The sequence below is a fragment of the Paenibacillus sp. GCM10027628 genome, assembly GCF_042676385.1.
Classification (GTDB): domain Bacteria; phylum Bacillota; class Bacilli; order Paenibacillales; family NBRC-103111; genus Paenibacillus_E.
This window is the reverse complement of sequence record NZ_JBHTHA010000085.1, coordinates 43,984-60,075: the sequence shown is the minus strand read 5'-3', so window position 1 is coordinate 60,075 and position 16,092 is coordinate 43,984. Positions and strand designations below refer to the sequence as shown.

Genomic DNA, 16,092 nt, shown 5'->3' with positions numbered 1-16,092 from the left:
TATATGTGCAACAAAAGACCGTAGGCCAGAGCCTACGGTCTTTTGTATTTCTTTGTTAAAATTGCAGAGCCCAGTTCCCTTTCCGGAATACTGCTTCAACCGTTCCGTCATGAAGAACACCGTCAATATCCAGATCAGCCGAACCCATCATGAAATCAACATGGATCAGCGAGGTATTTCCTCCGCGTTCGCTCAACTCTTCTTTGGAAAGCTTTGCTCCGTTCGTAAGATTAATCGGGTAACAGCTGCCAAGAGCAAGATGGCAAGAAGCATTCTCATCAATCCCTGTATTATAAAAAATACGATTCATATTAGAAATAGGCGATTCAAACGGCACGAGCGCAACTTCACCCAAATAACGGCTTCCTTCATCCATCTTCATCAAACTATCCAGATGCTCATAGCCAACTTCTGCCGTATATTCAACGACTTGTCCATTTTCAAACCTGAACGAAAACTTATCAACGATCGCTCCGTTTACATTGAGCGGCTTCGTACTCGTAACTGTTCCGTTCACGCCTGTTCTTTTTGGCATCGTATACACTTCTTCGGTCGGCATATTCGCTACGAAGTGAACTTCCTTCTCATTCCCCTTGTCTCCGCCGAGCCAGATGTGGCCTTCCGGCAGCTCGACGCGAAGATTGGTTCCAGGAGCACGGTACTGGAGGGCGGCATACTTTTTATCATTGAGCACTTGACGCATCTTCCGGAGTTGTTTGAGATGCTCACGCCAGGCGTCAACCGGATTTTCCTCATAGACCCGATTCATCCGAAAAATCGCATCCCACATGGCCTCTATACGCCGCTCTTCGGGAAGATCGGCAAACACCTTCGCCGCCCAAGCTTGTGTCGGAGCCTTAATCAAACACCAACTGAACTTACTGGTACGAACATACTGCTGATAAGTTGCCCGCGCCGTTGACGCCGCTTTGGAAGCTCTAGCCACCAGTTCGGCATCAATGCCTTTATACAGATCCGGATCCGGCACTTTAATGTGCAGTAAAGCTCCGCCGTTCTCAACGAAACGTTCCAGCATGCTCGAATACCACTCTGGATAATAGTCGATCGCCTCATCGCTTGCGATTTCGAACCGACTTCGAGTGATGATGTCATCCTGCCAATGCACTTGTACGAACTTGGCTCCCGCTTCATATGCTTTCTTCACAATAAGACGCGTTAATTCCAATGATTCCATCGGCGATTCAATCAACAAATCTTGCCCTTTTTGAAGATTGACTCCAATCCGAATGACAAGTTCTGCGTATTTTTCTAAATTGCCATAAAAATTGTCCATAAATTCGATCTCCTCGCATGAAAAAGCCCATCAGCGCAGGATGCATGATCCTGAACAGCTAACGGGCTTCCATTATCTAGTTGGTTTGCCGGATTAATAAAGCGACAGATATTGGTCTCTTTCCCATTGGTGTACTTGCGTACGGTACATGTCGTACTCGATCTCTTTGAGCTCGTAGAAATGCGCAAGCGCATGCTCGCCAAGAGCGTCGCAGATCACGTCGTTGCGAATCAGCTCATCGAGTGCTTGTTTCAAGTTCAGAGGCAAGCTCGGAATGCCTTGCTCTTCTCTTTCCTCTTCGCTCATCACATAGATGTTGCGGTCAGTCGGCGGAGGAAGCTGCATTTTGTTCTTAATGCCATCCAGACCTGCTGCAAGCATCACGGCAAGCGCCAAATAAGGATTCGCAGCCGGATCCGGGTTGCGCACTTCAACACGTGTGCTTAAGCCCCGGGAAGCCGGAATACGGATCATTGGACTGCGGTTGCTCGCTGACCATGCTACATAGCAAGGCGCTTCGTAACCAGGCACGAGACGTTTGTAAGAGTTAACCGTCGGGTTCGTAATCGCCGCAAAAGAGCGCGCATGACGCAGCACACCTGCCATATAATGTCTGGCCGCTTGACTTAGACCTAACTTATCGTTTTCGTCATAAAATGCGTTCACTTCGCCTTTGAATAGCGATTGGTGGCAGTGCATACCTGAACCGTTCACACCGAACAGCGGCTTCGGCATAAAGGTCGCATGCAGGCCGTGCTGTCTGGCTACCGTTTTAACAACTAATTTAAATGTTTGGATCTGGTCAGCTGCCTTGAGAGCGTCTGCATATTTGAAATCAATTTCGTGCTGTCCGGGTGCTACCTCATGATGAGATGCTTCGATTTCAAATCCCATCTCTTCCAATGTCAGAACGATATCTCGGCGACAGTTCTCCCCAAGATCCATCGGCGCCAAATCGAAATAGCCGCCTTGGTCGTTAAGCTCCGTAGTCGGATTACCTTTCTCATCGGTCTTAAACAAAAAGAATTCCGGTTCAGGGCCTACATTCATTGCTGTGTAGCCCATCTCCTCCGCTTGTTTCAGCGCGTTTTTCAATATACCGCGCGGATCTCCAGGGAATGGTCTGCCGTCAGGCAGGTAGATGTCGCAGATCAAACGAGCCACTTTACCTTCTGTAACCCAAGGGAAAATGACCCAAGTGCTTAGATCAGGGTACAGGTACATATCGGATTCTTCAATACGAACGTAGCCTTCGATCGAGGAGCCGTCAAACATCATCTTGTTATCAAGCGCTTTCTCCAATTGACTGAAAGGGATTTCAACGTTTTTTACGCTGCCCATCAAATCCGTAAACTGAAGTCGGATAAAACGAACGTTCTCTTCTTTGGCAATGCGCAGGATGTCTTCTTTGCTATAATTATTGTAACCCACGAACATTCTCCTCTCTAAAATAAACGCTTACTTACGGAAAAATCGGGATAGCTCGCCTTGAATCAAGGAAACTTGACCCGGACGCTTGCCGCCGCCGATCAACTGCTGCTTGAGCATCTTGTGCAGTTGTGAATCGGAGAGCTCTTTACGTTTAACCTCAGTATGCTCATTAATGATCGTCGCATCTTCCGAGTCTTTGTCAACCGGCAAGAGCACCTGCTTAATGCCTGCGATATTCACGCCTTTTTCAATCAAATCTTTGATTTCCAACAATCTTTCTACGTCATTGAACGAGTAAAGTCTCTGATTCCCTGACGTTCTCGCCGGTATAATGAGTTCGTGTTGTTCATAATAGCGAATCTGTCTCGCTGTTAAATCCGTCAGCTTCATGACAATACCAATCGGGAATAACGCCATATTTCTACGTATTTCATCACTCATGCTAATCACTCCTGGTCAGTAAGTACCTCACCTTTATTGTACCTTCGTAACAAAAACGTGTCAAGGAGTGTTAGGTTTGTTCACAGTTCCTTTTTTTTAGATTAATCCCTTGTCCACCATATGTTGGATAGCTGTCAGCACGCCTAACTTGCAGTGGGAATAAGTTAATCCGCCCTGCATATACGCGATGTACGGCTCGCGGATCGGAGCGTCGGCAGACAACTCGAGGCTGCCGCCCTGAATGAACGTGCCGGCGGCCATAATGACCGGATGCTCATAACCGGGCATATCCCAAGGCTCCGGCACGACGTGTGAGTCCACAGCGGCAGCCTTCTGGATGCCCTGTACGAACGTGATCAGGTGCTCCGCGGACGTGAAGTGGATCGCCTGGATCAGGTCCGTCCGCGAGTCTTGCCAGCGCGGATGGCTCTCGAAGCCGAGGTCTTCGAACACCGCTGCTGCGAAGACCGAGCCCTTGACCGCTTGCCCCACCAAATGCGGGGCAAGGAAAAGCCCTTGATACATGCTCCGCGTCGCGCCGAGCATGGCTCCGACCTCGCCCCCAATACCGGGGGCGGTCAATCTGTAGGCGGCGAGCTCCACGAGGTCGCGCCGCCCTGCAATATAGCCCCCGGACGGGGCGATGCCACCGCCGGGGTTCTTGATGAGCGAGCCGGCCATCAAATCGACGCCGACTTGTGTCGGCTCCTGCGGCTCGGTGAACTCCCCGTAGCAGTTATCGACGAAAACGATAACGCCGGGGTTCACTTCCTTGACAAACCGGACCATCTCGCCGATTTGTTCGATCGTAAAAGACGGCCGCCATGAGTAACCGCGCGAACGCTGAATGCCGATCACCTTCGTGTTCGGCTGAATCGCCGCCACGATAGCCTGCCAATCCGGCGTGCCGTCCTCAGTCAGGGCAACTTCGCTGTAGCCGATGCCCCAATCCTGCAGCGAGCCGGTACCGTCGCCCGGCTTGCCAATGACTTTATGTAGGGTATCATAAGGCTTACCCGTTATGTAAAGAAGATGTTCGCCTGGGCGCAGCACGCCAAATAGCGCGGTGCCGATTGTATGAGTCCCCGAGACAAAGTGGGGACGTACCAGCGCGGCTTCCGCTCCCATAGCATCGGCGTATACGAGATCGAGCACCTCTCTGCCGCGGTCATTGTACCCGTACCCTGTCGAGGAGGCGAAATGGTAATCGCTCACTTTATGCTTTTGGAAAGCCCCAATCACTTTCCACTGATTGATATCGATTGTCTTTTCGATTTGCCGAAAAGCGCTTTCTGCTTTACGTTCGGCGCTTTCCATCAACGCCATCACTTTTTCCCCGAATTGCATAATTAGTAAACCTCTCCCCTGCCATCCAGTCCTTCTTGTTGAACACGCTGCTGATCATATGCAGCAAGCATGTAACCCATCTTCTCATAATCGTCTTTATTGACCCGCACTTGAAAAAGCATATCCTCGCCATCCACTTCATTTGCCAGCACATCGCCAATGCGATAGACGAGCGATATCATATCGCCCTTCTCAGCCGGAATACGGAACAGCTTGTTCTCCCCCATCAGTTTCTCTTGTATGGCCAGCCTCAGCCGTTCAAGATCCTCTTGCGTGTAAGCACTGATTTTTAGGAAGTCACCTTCAGTTGAGAGCATTTCCTGCTCTTGCTGCGTACAAAGATCAATTTTGTTAAAGACCGTTAGCTGCTCCTTCTGGTGAGCTCCAAGCTCTTCCAGTACTTCAGCAACGACGCGCATCTGTTCATTTCGCATCTCTGTCGAACTATCGACAACATGCAAGATCAGATCGGCTTCGTTCGCCTCTTCCAATGTTGCGCGGAATGAAGCGACCAAATCATGCGGCAAGTTCTGAATGAAACCTACGGTGTCCGTCAATACGATCTCTTTGCCGCTTGGCAATTCCATGGTCCGGGATGTCGGATCGAGTGTGGCAAACAGTTGATTTTCCACATAGACGTCCGCTTGTGTCAATTGTTTGAGCAGCGTTGACTTTCCAGCATTCGTATAGCCAACTAGCGCAACCTGGAAAACACCCGTTTTCTTGCGGCGTTCACGGTGCAGATTGCGATGGCGCACCACTTCCCCCAGTTGTGCCTTCAACTCGTCGATTCGTCCGCGAATGTGTCTGCGATCGGTCTCCAGCTTCGATTCGCCGGGCCCTCTCGTACCGATTCCGCCGCCAAGCCGCGACAGGTTCTTCCCTTGTCCTGAAAGCCGCGGCAGCAAATAACTAAGCTGCGCCAACTCCACCTGAATAATCCCTTCGCGTGTTTTGGCGCGCTGCGCGAAAATATCCAGGATCAACTGCGTACGATCGATGATTTTGACGTCGAGCGCCGTCTCCAGATTGCGAACTTGGGCACCGGAGAGCTCCTGGTCGAAGATCGCAGTGTTGGCACCTAACTCCTCGATTCGCGCCTTCAATTCCTCAACCTTACCTTTCCCGATAAACCAGCGGGTATCGGCGGTTTCCTTATTCTGCGTCATCGTTTCCAGTACGAGTACGCCGGCCGTTTCAGCAAGCTTGACCAGCTCCTCAAGCGAATACTCAGCCAGTTTTTCATTCTTCTTCTGTTTCTGTGTGATCAGGCTCACGAGTACGGCCCGATCCTGAATTTCACTTTCAACCCTATGTGAAGTAGTTTTCATCAATTTTCTCCTTTGGCGGCACCATCCTGTATTGCATAACCCACCATCATTGTGTAGGAAAAGGAAAGGAAAGTCAATTTGACCGGCGGGAAAATTCATTTACAGCGAAGTTTAATCTATAGGTCACTAAGAAAAAACCCGAAGCTGCGCCACAGGTCCATGTCTACTCCCAATGTTTAGCTCATGATGCGGAAAATCCGCGTAGGCACGAGTTATCCTCAGCATTATCGCGGTTGGGATTGACCACCGCCGTGCGGCGGCGCTACAACGCGCGGCAGGATTCGCGCGCATTTCCGGTTACCCCAAACAGGAACAGCAGTGCCGTTTGTCACCGAAAAATGAGAGACTTTGAGCTCTGCTCGTTGATCCCTCTAACGATGGAAAACATCATTACGGACTCGATTCCATTTTTCTCTTACGTCTGTAGCGATGAAAAACATCGCTATTGCTTCGATCTGGCTCACCATACTGCCTATTTCTACTCTGTAACGATGGAAAACATCGCTATTCACTCATTTCCATTTACTTTTACTTCTGGAACGCTGAATAACATCGTTAACGCATCGATCAACGTCACATAGGGTCGAACTCGCTTAGAACGCTGAGCTCAACGTCCTCCCTGAAGCTTATCCTTTCTATAAGATATAAAAAACCGAAAGACCGGAGGCCTTTCGGTTTCATAACCAGCATTTACCCAAACAAGCTTTGACCCAAATAGGAGCCTTTCGCGGCAACACCCGGCAGTACGGCAAAATAACCTCCGCCTGTCGTTTGCGTGTAAGAAAGCATTTTATCCGGCATCTTTGGATTCGTCAATCTCTTCTGAATAGACTCGAATTGTGTCTGTAAATTTCTATTATAACAAACGAATAATAGCCCGGCATTCATTCGGCCCACAGCATCAAGATTTTCCATAAAATTGTACCCGCGGCGCAAAATACGTTCACGTTCTGAATTCTCTCCAGTACGCGGGTTCGATAGGCGGATGTGTGAATCTAAGGCCGTTTTTTCACCTTTCGGATCATTCGCGAAATTCGGTTGATCGAACTCTTTCGAACCGTCTATCGGGGCTCCTGACACCTTTTGCCGGCCGATGATGTTTTCCTGATCGCCAAAAGGCTGCTGATCCCAGGTTTCAATTCGCATATTTATGCGCCGCACGACCATATAGCTTCCGCCCTCCAGCCATGGCGCACCGTCGCCGGATTGAATCCATACGTTATTTTTCATGAACTGATCATCATTTAAAGCCGGATTATTCGTTCCGTCCTTGAATCCGAACAGATTGCGCTTCGTTCCTTCCGATTTGATCCCGAGCTGACCCGTTTGCTGCCAGCGAAGGTGCGCGATTCCCCGTGCTTCTTTCGCAAAATTCCGGATTGCATGAAAACAGATCATGGGGTCATTCGCGCAGGCTTGAATAATAAGATCCCCGTGTGTAAGTTGTTCCTGCAAGGAGTCGGAATGAAAGATCGGCATCTGCGTAAGGCCAGCCGGTTTACGGGAGCGAAGACCGAATCGGTCTTTGCCATCTTTCTCAAACAAGCTCGCTCCAACCGCGAAGGTGAGTGTCAGCTTCCCGGTGTTTAAACCCATTTGCTCTCCAGTGTCTACAGGCGGGAATTTCTCCGGCTGCGGTTCCTCGGCGAGCGGCTTTCCTTCCATTAATGCGGCTGCCATCTCGGTCCATTTTTGGAGAAGCTGTTTCAATTCCTTTACATCATCCGTTGTTACGTCAAAGGCTGCAACATTGGCAAAGTTCTGTTGAGGAGTAATAACTCCGGATTGATGGGAGCCATAAAAGGAAATCGTCTCGTTCGCAGACGCCGCTTCCGAACCTGGCTGTGCTTTGGTATCGACGGGATCGTTCCGCTGTGCTTTTCCTATGAAATCACCCAGCATCATGCCAGCTGCCCCTGCTGCCGTCATCCCTAGAAATGCACGACGATTCATTTTATCTGCCATTTCTTTCTTCCCCTTCTAATCGTTTATTGACCTAAGGTCCCTGGCATTTTTACCAATGGTTCGGCCAGAGCTTCCAGTTTATTTTTCAAATCAATCTGCTTGGACTTTTCAATTTTGCTAAAATCGTTCCATGTGTTTCCCGCAGGTGACATGGAGTTCATCGCTTCAATAACAGCATTTAAGCTTTTGCTAATTTTCTCATCAAGAGCGGCATCTTTCTTCTTCAGCTCGTCTTTAACGAGCGTATATATTTCTTGAGCGCCCTCGACGTTGGCTCGAATGACCGGAACCGATGCACCGCTCCAACGTTCCTCTTCACCCGTAATTTTCTTGGTTTGCGCTTCTTCCATCAGCTCGCCCACACCTGTAATAAAATCGGACGCTTCAATGTTCGTTCCTGCAATTTCTTGCTGCATTTTTTTGCCGTCTTCCAGGAGACGATCTGCGAAAGGTTCAGCGTCTTTAACTGCTTGTTTGACAAAAAGAAGATGCTCAATACGGTGATAGCCTGTAAATTCCGGATCACTCTCATTTTTAAAATCATCCACACGAGCATCCATCACGCCATCTAATTCTTTGAATCTCTCAATAATAGGTTCAATTCTCTCATAAGGCATGCGTGCTTGTACATAGGATTCTTGTGCCTTTTTCAGATCGCCGCTTTTCACAGCTGCGTTCAATTGTTCCAATGAAGTAACCAATTGCTTGCCTTGGTCTTGAACGTATTGATTATAAGCTTTCGCAGCGTCTTGCAGCTCTTTGGACCCGGAAATAGTCGCGTGGTCAACTGCTCCTTTATTTTCATTCAGGAGATTGCTCACTTCTGTTACTGCAGCTTTCAAGCCATCATTCAGTGTCGTTAAAAGGCTAATATCAACCTGATCTTGTTTCAATCCCGCTTCAAGCGGCGTTAAATATTTCTCGACTTTCACATAAGACTCCGGATATTTCGCTTTAATTTCATCCTCGAAGCTTGCCCATTCATCTTCCAGCGTTTCCGATTGCTTCTTCGGATCATTTACTTTCTTCTGGTCTAATTGCCCTTTCAAACCATCGATCGTTTTGAGAAACGCCGCTGCTCCTTCTTTTGCCGAAACTGTGGTTGCGCTTGAAGATGGACTCTCGACTGGCGTCGCTGTGGATGCGGGCGCCGGAGTGGCCGCTTTGCCGCAACCGGCAAGTACGAGCGTGATTGCAGCAGTTAGTACGATGAGTTGATTACGTTTGTTCATGGTATGGTTTCCCTCACTTGGTTTAATTTTCTTTAATGGATAGCGCCGTTTTTTTAAATTGAATCGTTTTGCGTCGTTCCCATAATACGGCGAACAATGCGGATGCCAGAAGTGCAAATTGAGGAATTGCACTCTCGAGCGTCGGGTACAAAGCGATAGCATCCCAACTTGGCAGCCAAGTAGCTGTTGTCGCGGGCATATAACCGGCTAATTGTAAGCCATGAATGCCCATGCCGGCGAATTTGAAGCAGAGATAGAAGACAAATAAGCTAGAAATGAGGAAAAATGGGCGCATAGGAATGCGCAAGCCAATTTTCAAAATCAGGAAGGCAACGATGATGAGTATGCCTGCACCGATAGCAATTCCGCCAAGCAAAGAGCCGATCGATATGGAAGAGGCCATGCCGATCATAAATAATACCGTTTCTGTTCCTTCTCTAAATACAGCTAGAAAAGCCAGCACGCTTAGCGAAACCAGACTGCCTGTGGCCAGCGCCTTCACGCTCTGATCGCGTATGTACTGTTGCCAATTCGAGACATTGGATTTACTGTGCAACCAATAACTCATGTAAAGCAGCATGACCGCAGCAAAAATACCCGTACAACCTGCGATTAAGAAATTGTTGTTGCCAAAAGCGCTGGTGGAGAATAACTGTTGAACGACGATTCCAAGCAGGATGCTGACCAGAAGACCACTGCCAACGCCAACCCAAATCCATCGCTTTTTATCGCCATGTCCCGATTTATTCAGAAATCCGAGCAGCGCAATGACGACTAACAGCGCTTCAAGGCCTTCTCTCAATAAAATGGTTGTCGCATCCAACATCGTATAACTAGTTTTGCCTGCTAAAGGTCCAAGCTCAGCATGCATACGTTGGATCGTTGCTGCAGCTTCCGCGGATTGTACGGGGCTAGCCGTCAATTGCGCATACGCGGTAACCATGTCTCTTTCCATAGATGTATAAACGGCAGAAGACTGCGTAAGTACGATGCTTTCAATTTGAAGCCAAGAGCTGCGCAGTGTTTGAATATTAGCTCTAGCGCCTTCAACATCTTGGTGCTTTAATTGATCCGATGCTTTCTCGAGCAATGTGACAAGCGTAGCAATCGTGACTGGTTCGGAGCTCTTGCTGACCTCACCGAACACATCGAGTTTACCTGAGATGAAGCTTTGATTTAAATCGTGAAGCTGCTTCAAGCTTGCAACCATTTTGGCCTGGTCGATCGGCTGCTTCAAGGTTGCGAAAGATACTTCGCCCATCGCGGCCTCGATCTTTTGGTAAGCCGCCAAAGATTTGGACTTAATGCCGGACTCATATGACAACCATGTGGTTTGGAACGTGTCAAACAACTTGGCGGCATCATCCAACTTACCGCCCTCCGCCAATTGAATGGCTTGTTGAATGCCTTGGTCGGCTTTCTTTAAATCATCCTCAGCTTGTGCCCCTGCGGCAAGCGGGAAAGAGAGAAGCATGAGCATTGCTATCCAACTGATTATCATAACTTTTCGCATAAATCACCGTTCCCTATATCAAGTAATACGAACTAATTTAATATTGATAATCATTATCAATGACCACTCTGTTTATTTTACTCATTTGCGCCGATCTGTCAATTGGTTTTCTTAAAAACAATCGTCTCCCCTAATCCTTTGATCAACAATATTCAAAAAAAGCTGTCCAACCCCATGGTTGAACAGCTTCTTCACACGATTATTTAATTTTTAAATCTTCAGGACGGATGGACATCAGTTCTGCCTTAGACGGCGTGTTAACGTATTGACTAAGCAAACGGACTGCCTGATGCCGCATCGATTTTTCCAAAATATTGCGAACGTACCTCGCGTTGCTGAACGCTCTCCAGGTCACCGCCTTTTCTTCCGTTAAATGCTGCTTTAACTTCACGATGGTTTGCGGAAGCAGCACATATTCCCTCTCCTTCGCCATAAGCTCCGTAATCTGGATAAGTTGATCAATATGATAATCTTCGAAATCAACCTGAATCGGAAAGCGGGAAGGCAATCCGGGATTCGTGGCCAAAAATTGTTCCATTTCTTCACTATAACCGGCTAAAATTAATATAAAGTCGTTCTTCTTATCCTCCATCCCTTTGACAAGCGCATCGATCGATTCCTTGCCGAAGTCTTTGTCACCGCCTCGCGCCAAGCTGTAGGCTTCATCAATAAACAAAATACCACCCATCGCCTTCTTGATGAGCTCACGCGTCTTGAGCGCGGTATGACCAATATACTCGCCGACCAGATCCGCGCGCTCCACTTCAATAAAATGCCCTTTGCTGAGCACGCCCATTGCGTGAAACATGCGCCCCATCAGCCGTGCCACGGTCGTTTTCCCCGTACCCGGACTTCCTTTGAAAATCATATGATAGACGTGAGAGTTACTGGTCAAACCCGCCTCTGCGCGAAAATGTGAGATTTGCAGCAGCGCGTAGATTTCATGAACCAATTCTTTAACATTATCGAGACCTATCATTTGATTCAACTCTTTGAAAATGTCAGATAACGGGCCTTCTTGCGGAGTTCGCTTTCCGATCAGTTGTGGCTCGGCTTCCGCCGTTTGCGAGGCGTGAGGTTCCGGTTGCCGCAACACGATGTTGATTTGTCTCGATGGCAGGCTTCGACCACTCATGAGGATCACCTCGTTTACTTGTTGGTGGACACATCATTCAGCGAAGTACCCATTAATCCATCTTACGCTTAGACGCAACTCTTTATGATTTCTAGGATGAACCGAACGCGGGTTTCCACTTATCCCAAATGTTTCTTCATAAAGGCATCCACTAATGCCTTATGCCCCCGCACGGTCTCATGTCCCAGAAAAGCATTGATCTGCAGCTCTTTGTTTGAGGAGGCTATCTCGTTGTAGGCAGCAAAAACGGTCTCTGGCAAACAAACGGTATCTTTGAGACCTACCGACATCCAGACGGGCTGTTCGATGCGGTCAGCCAGATTCACGATATCAAAGTAACTCAGCGTCGACAGCACCTTTTCCAGGCGCTCGGGAGCGTGGCTGACGAACTGTGCGATTTCAGTTAATGAGCCGGTTGAGTGAAACAAGCCGTAGTCCATATGGCACATGTTCGGAATGGCCGCTACAACCATACAGACACTCGGCTCCAATGCAGATGTGAGCAGTGCCAAGCCTCCGCCTTGGGAGACGCCCATGGCAATGATACGGCCGGCGTCGACCTCCGGCTGCCGCTTCACACAACGGACGGCCCGGATGGCATCGATGGCCAATGCTTTGTAATAGCAGGAATACGGGTCAAGAATGCCTTGAGTGACCCAACCTTTAGTCATGCCATAGGACTGCGCGAGCTTGTTACCCGTCTCTCCGCTCTGGCCACGGATATCGATAGCAAGTACGGCGTACCCCATCAGCAGCCAAGCGGCATAATCTTCAGGTTCTCCTTTGGAACCCGTATAGCCGTGAAACATTACGATGCAGGGTAGCGGTTTGCTTCCCCCCAGTTCCGGCACCAGATACCAGCTGTGAATAGGTGTGTTCGCATACCCTTCATAGATTAATTTGAACGCGCGTACCTGATTCATCGCTGTAGTTACAGGCAAAAGCTCCATTCGGAGAGGCTCTTTATCTTCGACCGACAAGGTTTGCTCCCAAAAATCAGATAAATCTGCGGGTTTTTGTATGTTAGGCGCATAAAGGTTAAGTTCGTTAATTCTTTTATTAATGGCGTTCATGGCCTTCCCCCTATGCGCTATTAGATATACATCATTTTCTTCGTCATGCCGCCGTCAATCGTGATCTCTGTACCCGTCACAAAATCATTTGCAGGATCCGTCAAGTACAAACAGGCGCGGGCAATGTCCTCTGGTTTTCCGACCCGTTGTGCTGGATGCTGCTTATGATCCTCCGGACGCAGCTGGCTGTAATCCCCATTTTCGATCCAGCCTGGACATATCGCATTCACGGTAATGTGATCAGGACCCAGAGAAACAGCCAGTGCATGCGTTAACGATAAAATACCGCCTTTGGAAGCCGCATAAGCCTCTGAATGAGGCTCGGACATCAAAGCGCGCGTGGATGAGATGTTAACGATCGACCCTCCACCATGCGTCTTCATAATTTTGGCCGCTTCTCTCGAACACAGGAACGTACCTCTCAGATTTGTACCCAGCACATAATCCCAATCCTCGATAGTGAGCTCATAAGGAGATTTCCAAATTCCGAGGCCGGCATTATTGATGAGCAGATCGATCCTTCCTAGTTTAGTCTGAATATCGCGCATCACGGTTTCAATGCCGCTGGATTCACTAAGATCAAGTGTGTAAATCTTCGATTGGGATCCGGTTTCATCAAGATGTTTCTGCAGTTGCCGTAGCCCAGCCTCATCCTTATCGATAAGCACAACAACAGCACCATGCTGCGCATAGGTTATGGCAAGCGTTCGACCAATGCCGCTCGCAGCTCCCGTAATAACAGCAACTTTTCCATGATAATTTTGCATCTTCTTATGCCTCCTATAGACCGCATTTCTTGTCAGTTCCTGCGCTTTCCCGGGAAATCGGGAGCTGCTGCTGGAGCAAATCATATCAAAAGTAACTCAAGTGAACAGCAACAAATCCACGAATGCCTCCGGATCCGATGCCCCGAAGTAGCGGCGAAGCTCAACACCGGCTAATCGTTCACGAATTGCAGACTCCTCATAACGCGCGCCGCGAAGCAAGTCCTCTATTTCCGCTACATCGTAAGCTCCGAAAAAGTCACCGTAAATTTTCATATTATTGATATGGCCGCCTTCAATATCCATGCGTATATCCAGCGTCCCAACGCCTTCAAAACGTTTGGAGCTTTGAATGGTGCTCTTAGGCGATTTACCATAGTTCCAATCCCAATTCTGGTACCGTTCCGTTGATAGTTCATGAATACGGCCCCAGTCCTCGGCGGTTAGCTTGTAATGCGGAACCCGAGCTTCTTCGGTGCCAAATATGGATTCCAGCAGCTTTTTGCGGAATTGTTCAATCGTGATTGGATGTTGAAGAAACTCAGTGATGTTAGCGACTCTGCTGCGAATGGATTTAATGCCTTTGGACTGAATTTTATCAGGGTTAACCTTTAATGCCCTTACAACATTCTCAATTTCGGAATTAAACAGCAGCGTCCCATGGCTAAACATTCTTCCTTTCGTCGCGAACTGCGCATTGCCGGATATTTTGCGTTCGCCAACCTGAATATCATTGCGTCCCGATAAGGCCGCTTCAACGCCTAAATTGCGAAGTGCTGCAACGACGGGTTCTGTGAACTTTTGAAAATTGTGAAAAGAATTGCCGTCATCCTTGGTAATAAAACTGAAGTTCAGGTTGCCTAGATCATGATAAACCGCACCCCCGCCGGAAAGGCGGCGAACGACGTGCAGTCCTTGCTCTTTGACATACTCAGGGTTGATTTCCTCGATCGTATTTTGGTTTTTACCGATAATGATGGACGGTTCGTTGATATAGAAAAGCAGATAGTTCTCATCCGCCGGCAAATGTCTAAGCGCATACTCTTCAAGGGCCAGATTCACTCTAGGATCCGTAATATTTTCATTATTTATAAATAACATCGTTATTAGCTCCTTATTCGTTCATTGTTAGGATAAAGGGAATGTCATTGTTCGGTTCAAAGTGGACATGCCCAGGGAATGGTAAAAAGCGATTGCGCGCGAATTAAAATTCCCAAACGTTCAATTCCAAAGATGATGCACCGTGCTCTTGTGCCCATTGTAAGGATGCTTCATACAGTTTCGTACCAATGCCTTGCCTTTGATAGGCGGGAGCTACAGCCAATTCGTTCATATAAGCATAAGTGCGCGGGACGAGCGCATCGTACGGCGGACTTTTTTTCAATTCCAGCATAGCGACCCCGACAAGTTGTGCGGCGATTTCGGCAACAAGAATGACTTTGTTAAGTTGATCCGAAAAACTGCGGTACCAGCTCATCGCGACAACGCGATCCAAGCGTGCGAACAGATGAGGGAGCGCTTCGGCATGCTCTTCCTGACCGAACCGAATGATGGCATTCACGGCATCATAATCCTCAGCCTTTGCTTTGCGTATCGTAATTTCCAAGCTCTTATCCCTCCAGCCAACACTTGCATCTATGGTACCCATAGCTTACAATAAAGAGCAATTTTTTGCCACTTTCTTCAAATGATTGATTGTATTATTATTCATATTTTTGTATATTTATTTATATTATTTTATGATCATTGGGGGGACCGTAGCATGAACCAAAATAGAACGCCATTTATTGAGATGGATGAGATCGCCGCACGTACATGGCCTGCTGAATCAACTTCTATAATTGATAACTGGCTGCTGCGAGAATCGCAAGGCGTGACGAAGCGTGCAAACAGTATATTGGCCATCGGGGACTACCCGAATGATCCTGCTTGGCTGCAGAAAGCAGAACAATTTTATAAGGAACGCGGCTTACCGTCCTTGTTTCATGTTAGTGGCGCATCGCCTGAGGGTTTGGATAAACAGCTTGCTGATAACGGATATGAAGCAGATACTCCATGTCTCTTTATGACTGCTGACAGTCAGGAAGTTCGTAAGAAAGCACAGGAAGCTTTACTTAAAAAAGCATCAATTCCCGTTGAGGCCAAGTGGTCGCATCAAGCCGATGAAGCTTGGTTCGAGGCATTTATTAAGCTGGAACAATACCCTCAGGATCGGGCAGCGTTCTACACCGGATTGTTTGAACGTATGCCCGCAACCAAAGGATTTGTGCGATTACTGCAGAACGGAGAATCGGTTGCTGTGGGGACGATGATACTTGAGGAGGGCTGGGCTGGCTTTGTGAATGTTGTCGTGAGTGAAGCAAGCCGCGGACAAGGAATTGGTTATTCGTTGATGCATGCGCTCACCGCTTGGAGCTTGGAACAAGGAGCTACCAAGCAATATCTGCAAGTTATCGCCGGCAATAAGCCCGCTGTGAATTTATATGAAAAATTGGGTTACCAGTCGCTTTATGGCTACCATTACCGGATTAAGTATGATTTGTAGCCCCTTGCATCATCCTAACAA

General features: G+C 48.2%; 14 protein-coding genes. 1 reads left to right on the top strand and 13 read right to left on the bottom strand.

Features of this window, described 5'->3' with window-relative positions; all coding sequences use genetic code 11:
* Positions 1–55: 55 nt before the first annotated feature.
* From ACFQZT_RS33740 to ACFQZT_RS33680, 13 genes are all read right to left on the bottom strand, one after another.
* Positions 56–1,294: an aminopeptidase gene (locus ACFQZT_RS33740; RefSeq protein ID WP_379307614.1), complete on the bottom strand. Its 1,239-nt coding sequence runs from the start codon at positions 1,292–1,294 to the stop codon at positions 56–58.
* Between the two features lie 93 nt (positions 1,295–1,387).
* Entirely contained in the window at positions 1,388–2,725 is a 1,338-nt protein-coding gene (glnA, locus tag ACFQZT_RS33735; RefSeq protein ID WP_379307612.1) for a type I glutamate--ammonia ligase, read from the bottom strand.
* A 27-nt stretch (positions 2,726–2,752) separates the two neighbouring features.
* On the bottom strand, positions 2,753–3,166 hold the full coding sequence (locus ACFQZT_RS33730) for a MerR family transcriptional regulator (RefSeq protein WP_188174229.1): 414 nt from the start codon (positions 3,164–3,166) through the stop codon (positions 2,753–2,755).
* 96 nt (positions 3,167–3,262) lie between these two features.
* Positions 3,263–4,513, bottom strand: coding sequence for a methionine gamma-lyase family protein (locus ACFQZT_RS33725; RefSeq protein WP_379307610.1), 1,251 nt, complete (start codon positions 4,511–4,513; stop codon positions 3,263–3,265).
* Positions 4,514–4,515: 2 nt separating this feature from the next.
* Positions 4,516–5,844, bottom strand: a complete 1,329-nt coding sequence (gene hflX / locus ACFQZT_RS33720; RefSeq protein ID WP_379307608.1) for a GTPase HflX — start codon at positions 5,842–5,844, stop codon at positions 4,516–4,518.
* Positions 5,845–6,534: 690 nt separating this feature from the next.
* Entirely contained in the window at positions 6,535–7,809 is a 1,275-nt protein-coding gene (gene efeB / locus ACFQZT_RS33715) for an iron uptake transporter deferrochelatase/peroxidase subunit (protein ID WP_379307606.1), read from the bottom strand.
* 23 nt (positions 7,810–7,832) lie between these two features.
* On the bottom strand, positions 7,833–9,041 hold the full coding sequence (locus ACFQZT_RS33710; protein ID WP_379307604.1) for an EfeM/EfeO family lipoprotein: 1,209 nt from the start codon (positions 9,039–9,041) through the stop codon (positions 7,833–7,835).
* 22 nt (positions 9,042–9,063) lie between these two features.
* On the bottom strand, positions 9,064–10,554 hold the full coding sequence (locus ACFQZT_RS33705; RefSeq protein WP_379307602.1) for an FTR1 family iron permease: 1,491 nt from the start codon (positions 10,552–10,554) through the stop codon (positions 9,064–9,066).
* A gap of 199 nt (positions 10,555–10,753) precedes the next feature.
* On the bottom strand, positions 10,754–11,689 hold the full coding sequence (locus ACFQZT_RS33700) for an AAA family ATPase (protein ID WP_379307600.1): 936 nt from the start codon (positions 11,687–11,689) through the stop codon (positions 10,754–10,756).
* 119 nt (positions 11,690–11,808) lie between these two features.
* Entirely contained in the window at positions 11,809–12,762 is a 954-nt protein-coding gene (locus ACFQZT_RS33695; protein WP_379307598.1) for an acetylxylan esterase, read from the bottom strand.
* A gap of 20 nt (positions 12,763–12,782) precedes the next feature.
* Entirely contained in the window at positions 12,783–13,529 is a 747-nt protein-coding gene (locus ACFQZT_RS33690; protein ID WP_379307596.1) for an SDR family NAD(P)-dependent oxidoreductase, read from the bottom strand.
* 96 nt (positions 13,530–13,625) lie between these two features.
* Positions 13,626–14,627 (bottom strand): lipoate--protein ligase, encoded by a 1,002-nt coding sequence (gene lplA, locus ACFQZT_RS33685; protein ID WP_379307594.1) that lies wholly within the window; start codon positions 14,625–14,627, stop codon positions 13,626–13,628.
* Between the two features lie 103 nt (positions 14,628–14,730).
* Positions 14,731–15,132 (bottom strand): GNAT family N-acetyltransferase, encoded by a 402-nt coding sequence (locus ACFQZT_RS33680; RefSeq protein ID WP_379307592.1) that lies wholly within the window; start codon positions 15,130–15,132, stop codon positions 14,731–14,733.
* Between the two features lie 156 nt (positions 15,133–15,288).
* On the opposite strand from ACFQZT_RS33680, the gene ACFQZT_RS33675 reads away from it, so the two are divergent.
* A complete protein-coding gene (locus ACFQZT_RS33675; RefSeq protein ID WP_379307590.1) occupies positions 15,289–16,071 on the top strand; it encodes a GNAT family N-acetyltransferase in 783 nt (260 codons plus the stop codon).
* The last annotated feature ends 21 nt before the right edge of the window (positions 16,072–16,092 follow it).

Bases quoted from the DNA above. Each gene is read 5' to 3' on its own strand.
- efeB (WP_379307606.1), bottom strand. From the start codon at position 7,809: ATGGCAGATAAAATGAATCGTCGTGCATTTCTAGGGATGACGGCAGCA.
- ACFQZT_RS33710 (WP_379307604.1), bottom strand. From the start codon at position 9,041: ATGAACAAACGTAATCAACTCATCGTACTAACTGCTGCAATCACGCTC.
- ACFQZT_RS33690 (WP_379307596.1), bottom strand. From the start codon at position 13,529: ATGCAAAATTATCATGGAAAAGTTGCTGTTATTACGGGAGCTGCGAGC.
- ACFQZT_RS33675 (WP_379307590.1), top strand. From the start codon at position 15,289: ATGAACCAAAATAGAACGCCATTTATTGAGATGGATGAGATCGCCGCA.
- lplA (WP_379307594.1), bottom strand. From the start codon at position 14,627: ATGTTATTTATAAATAATGAAAATATTACGGATCCTAGAGTGAATCTG.
- hflX (WP_379307608.1), bottom strand. From the start codon at position 5,844: ATGAAAACTACTTCACATAGGGTTGAAAGTGAAATTCAGGATCGGGCC.
- ACFQZT_RS33705 (WP_379307602.1), bottom strand. From the start codon at position 10,554: ATGCGAAAAGTTATGATAATCAGTTGGATAGCAATGCTCATGCTTCTC.
- ACFQZT_RS33730 (WP_188174229.1), bottom strand. From the start codon at position 3,166: ATGAGTGATGAAATACGTAGAAATATGGCGTTATTCCCGATTGGTATT.
- ACFQZT_RS33740 (WP_379307614.1), bottom strand. From the start codon at position 1,294: ATGGACAATTTTTATGGCAATTTAGAAAAATACGCAGAACTTGTCATT.
- ACFQZT_RS33725 (WP_379307610.1), bottom strand. From the start codon at position 4,513: ATGCAATTCGGGGAAAAAGTGATGGCGTTGATGGAAAGCGCCGAACGT.
- ACFQZT_RS33695 (WP_379307598.1), bottom strand. From the start codon at position 12,762: ATGAACGCCATTAATAAAAGAATTAACGAACTTAACCTTTATGCGCCT.
- ACFQZT_RS33700 (WP_379307600.1), bottom strand. From the start codon at position 11,689: ATGAGTGGTCGAAGCCTGCCATCGAGACAAATCAACATCGTGTTGCGG.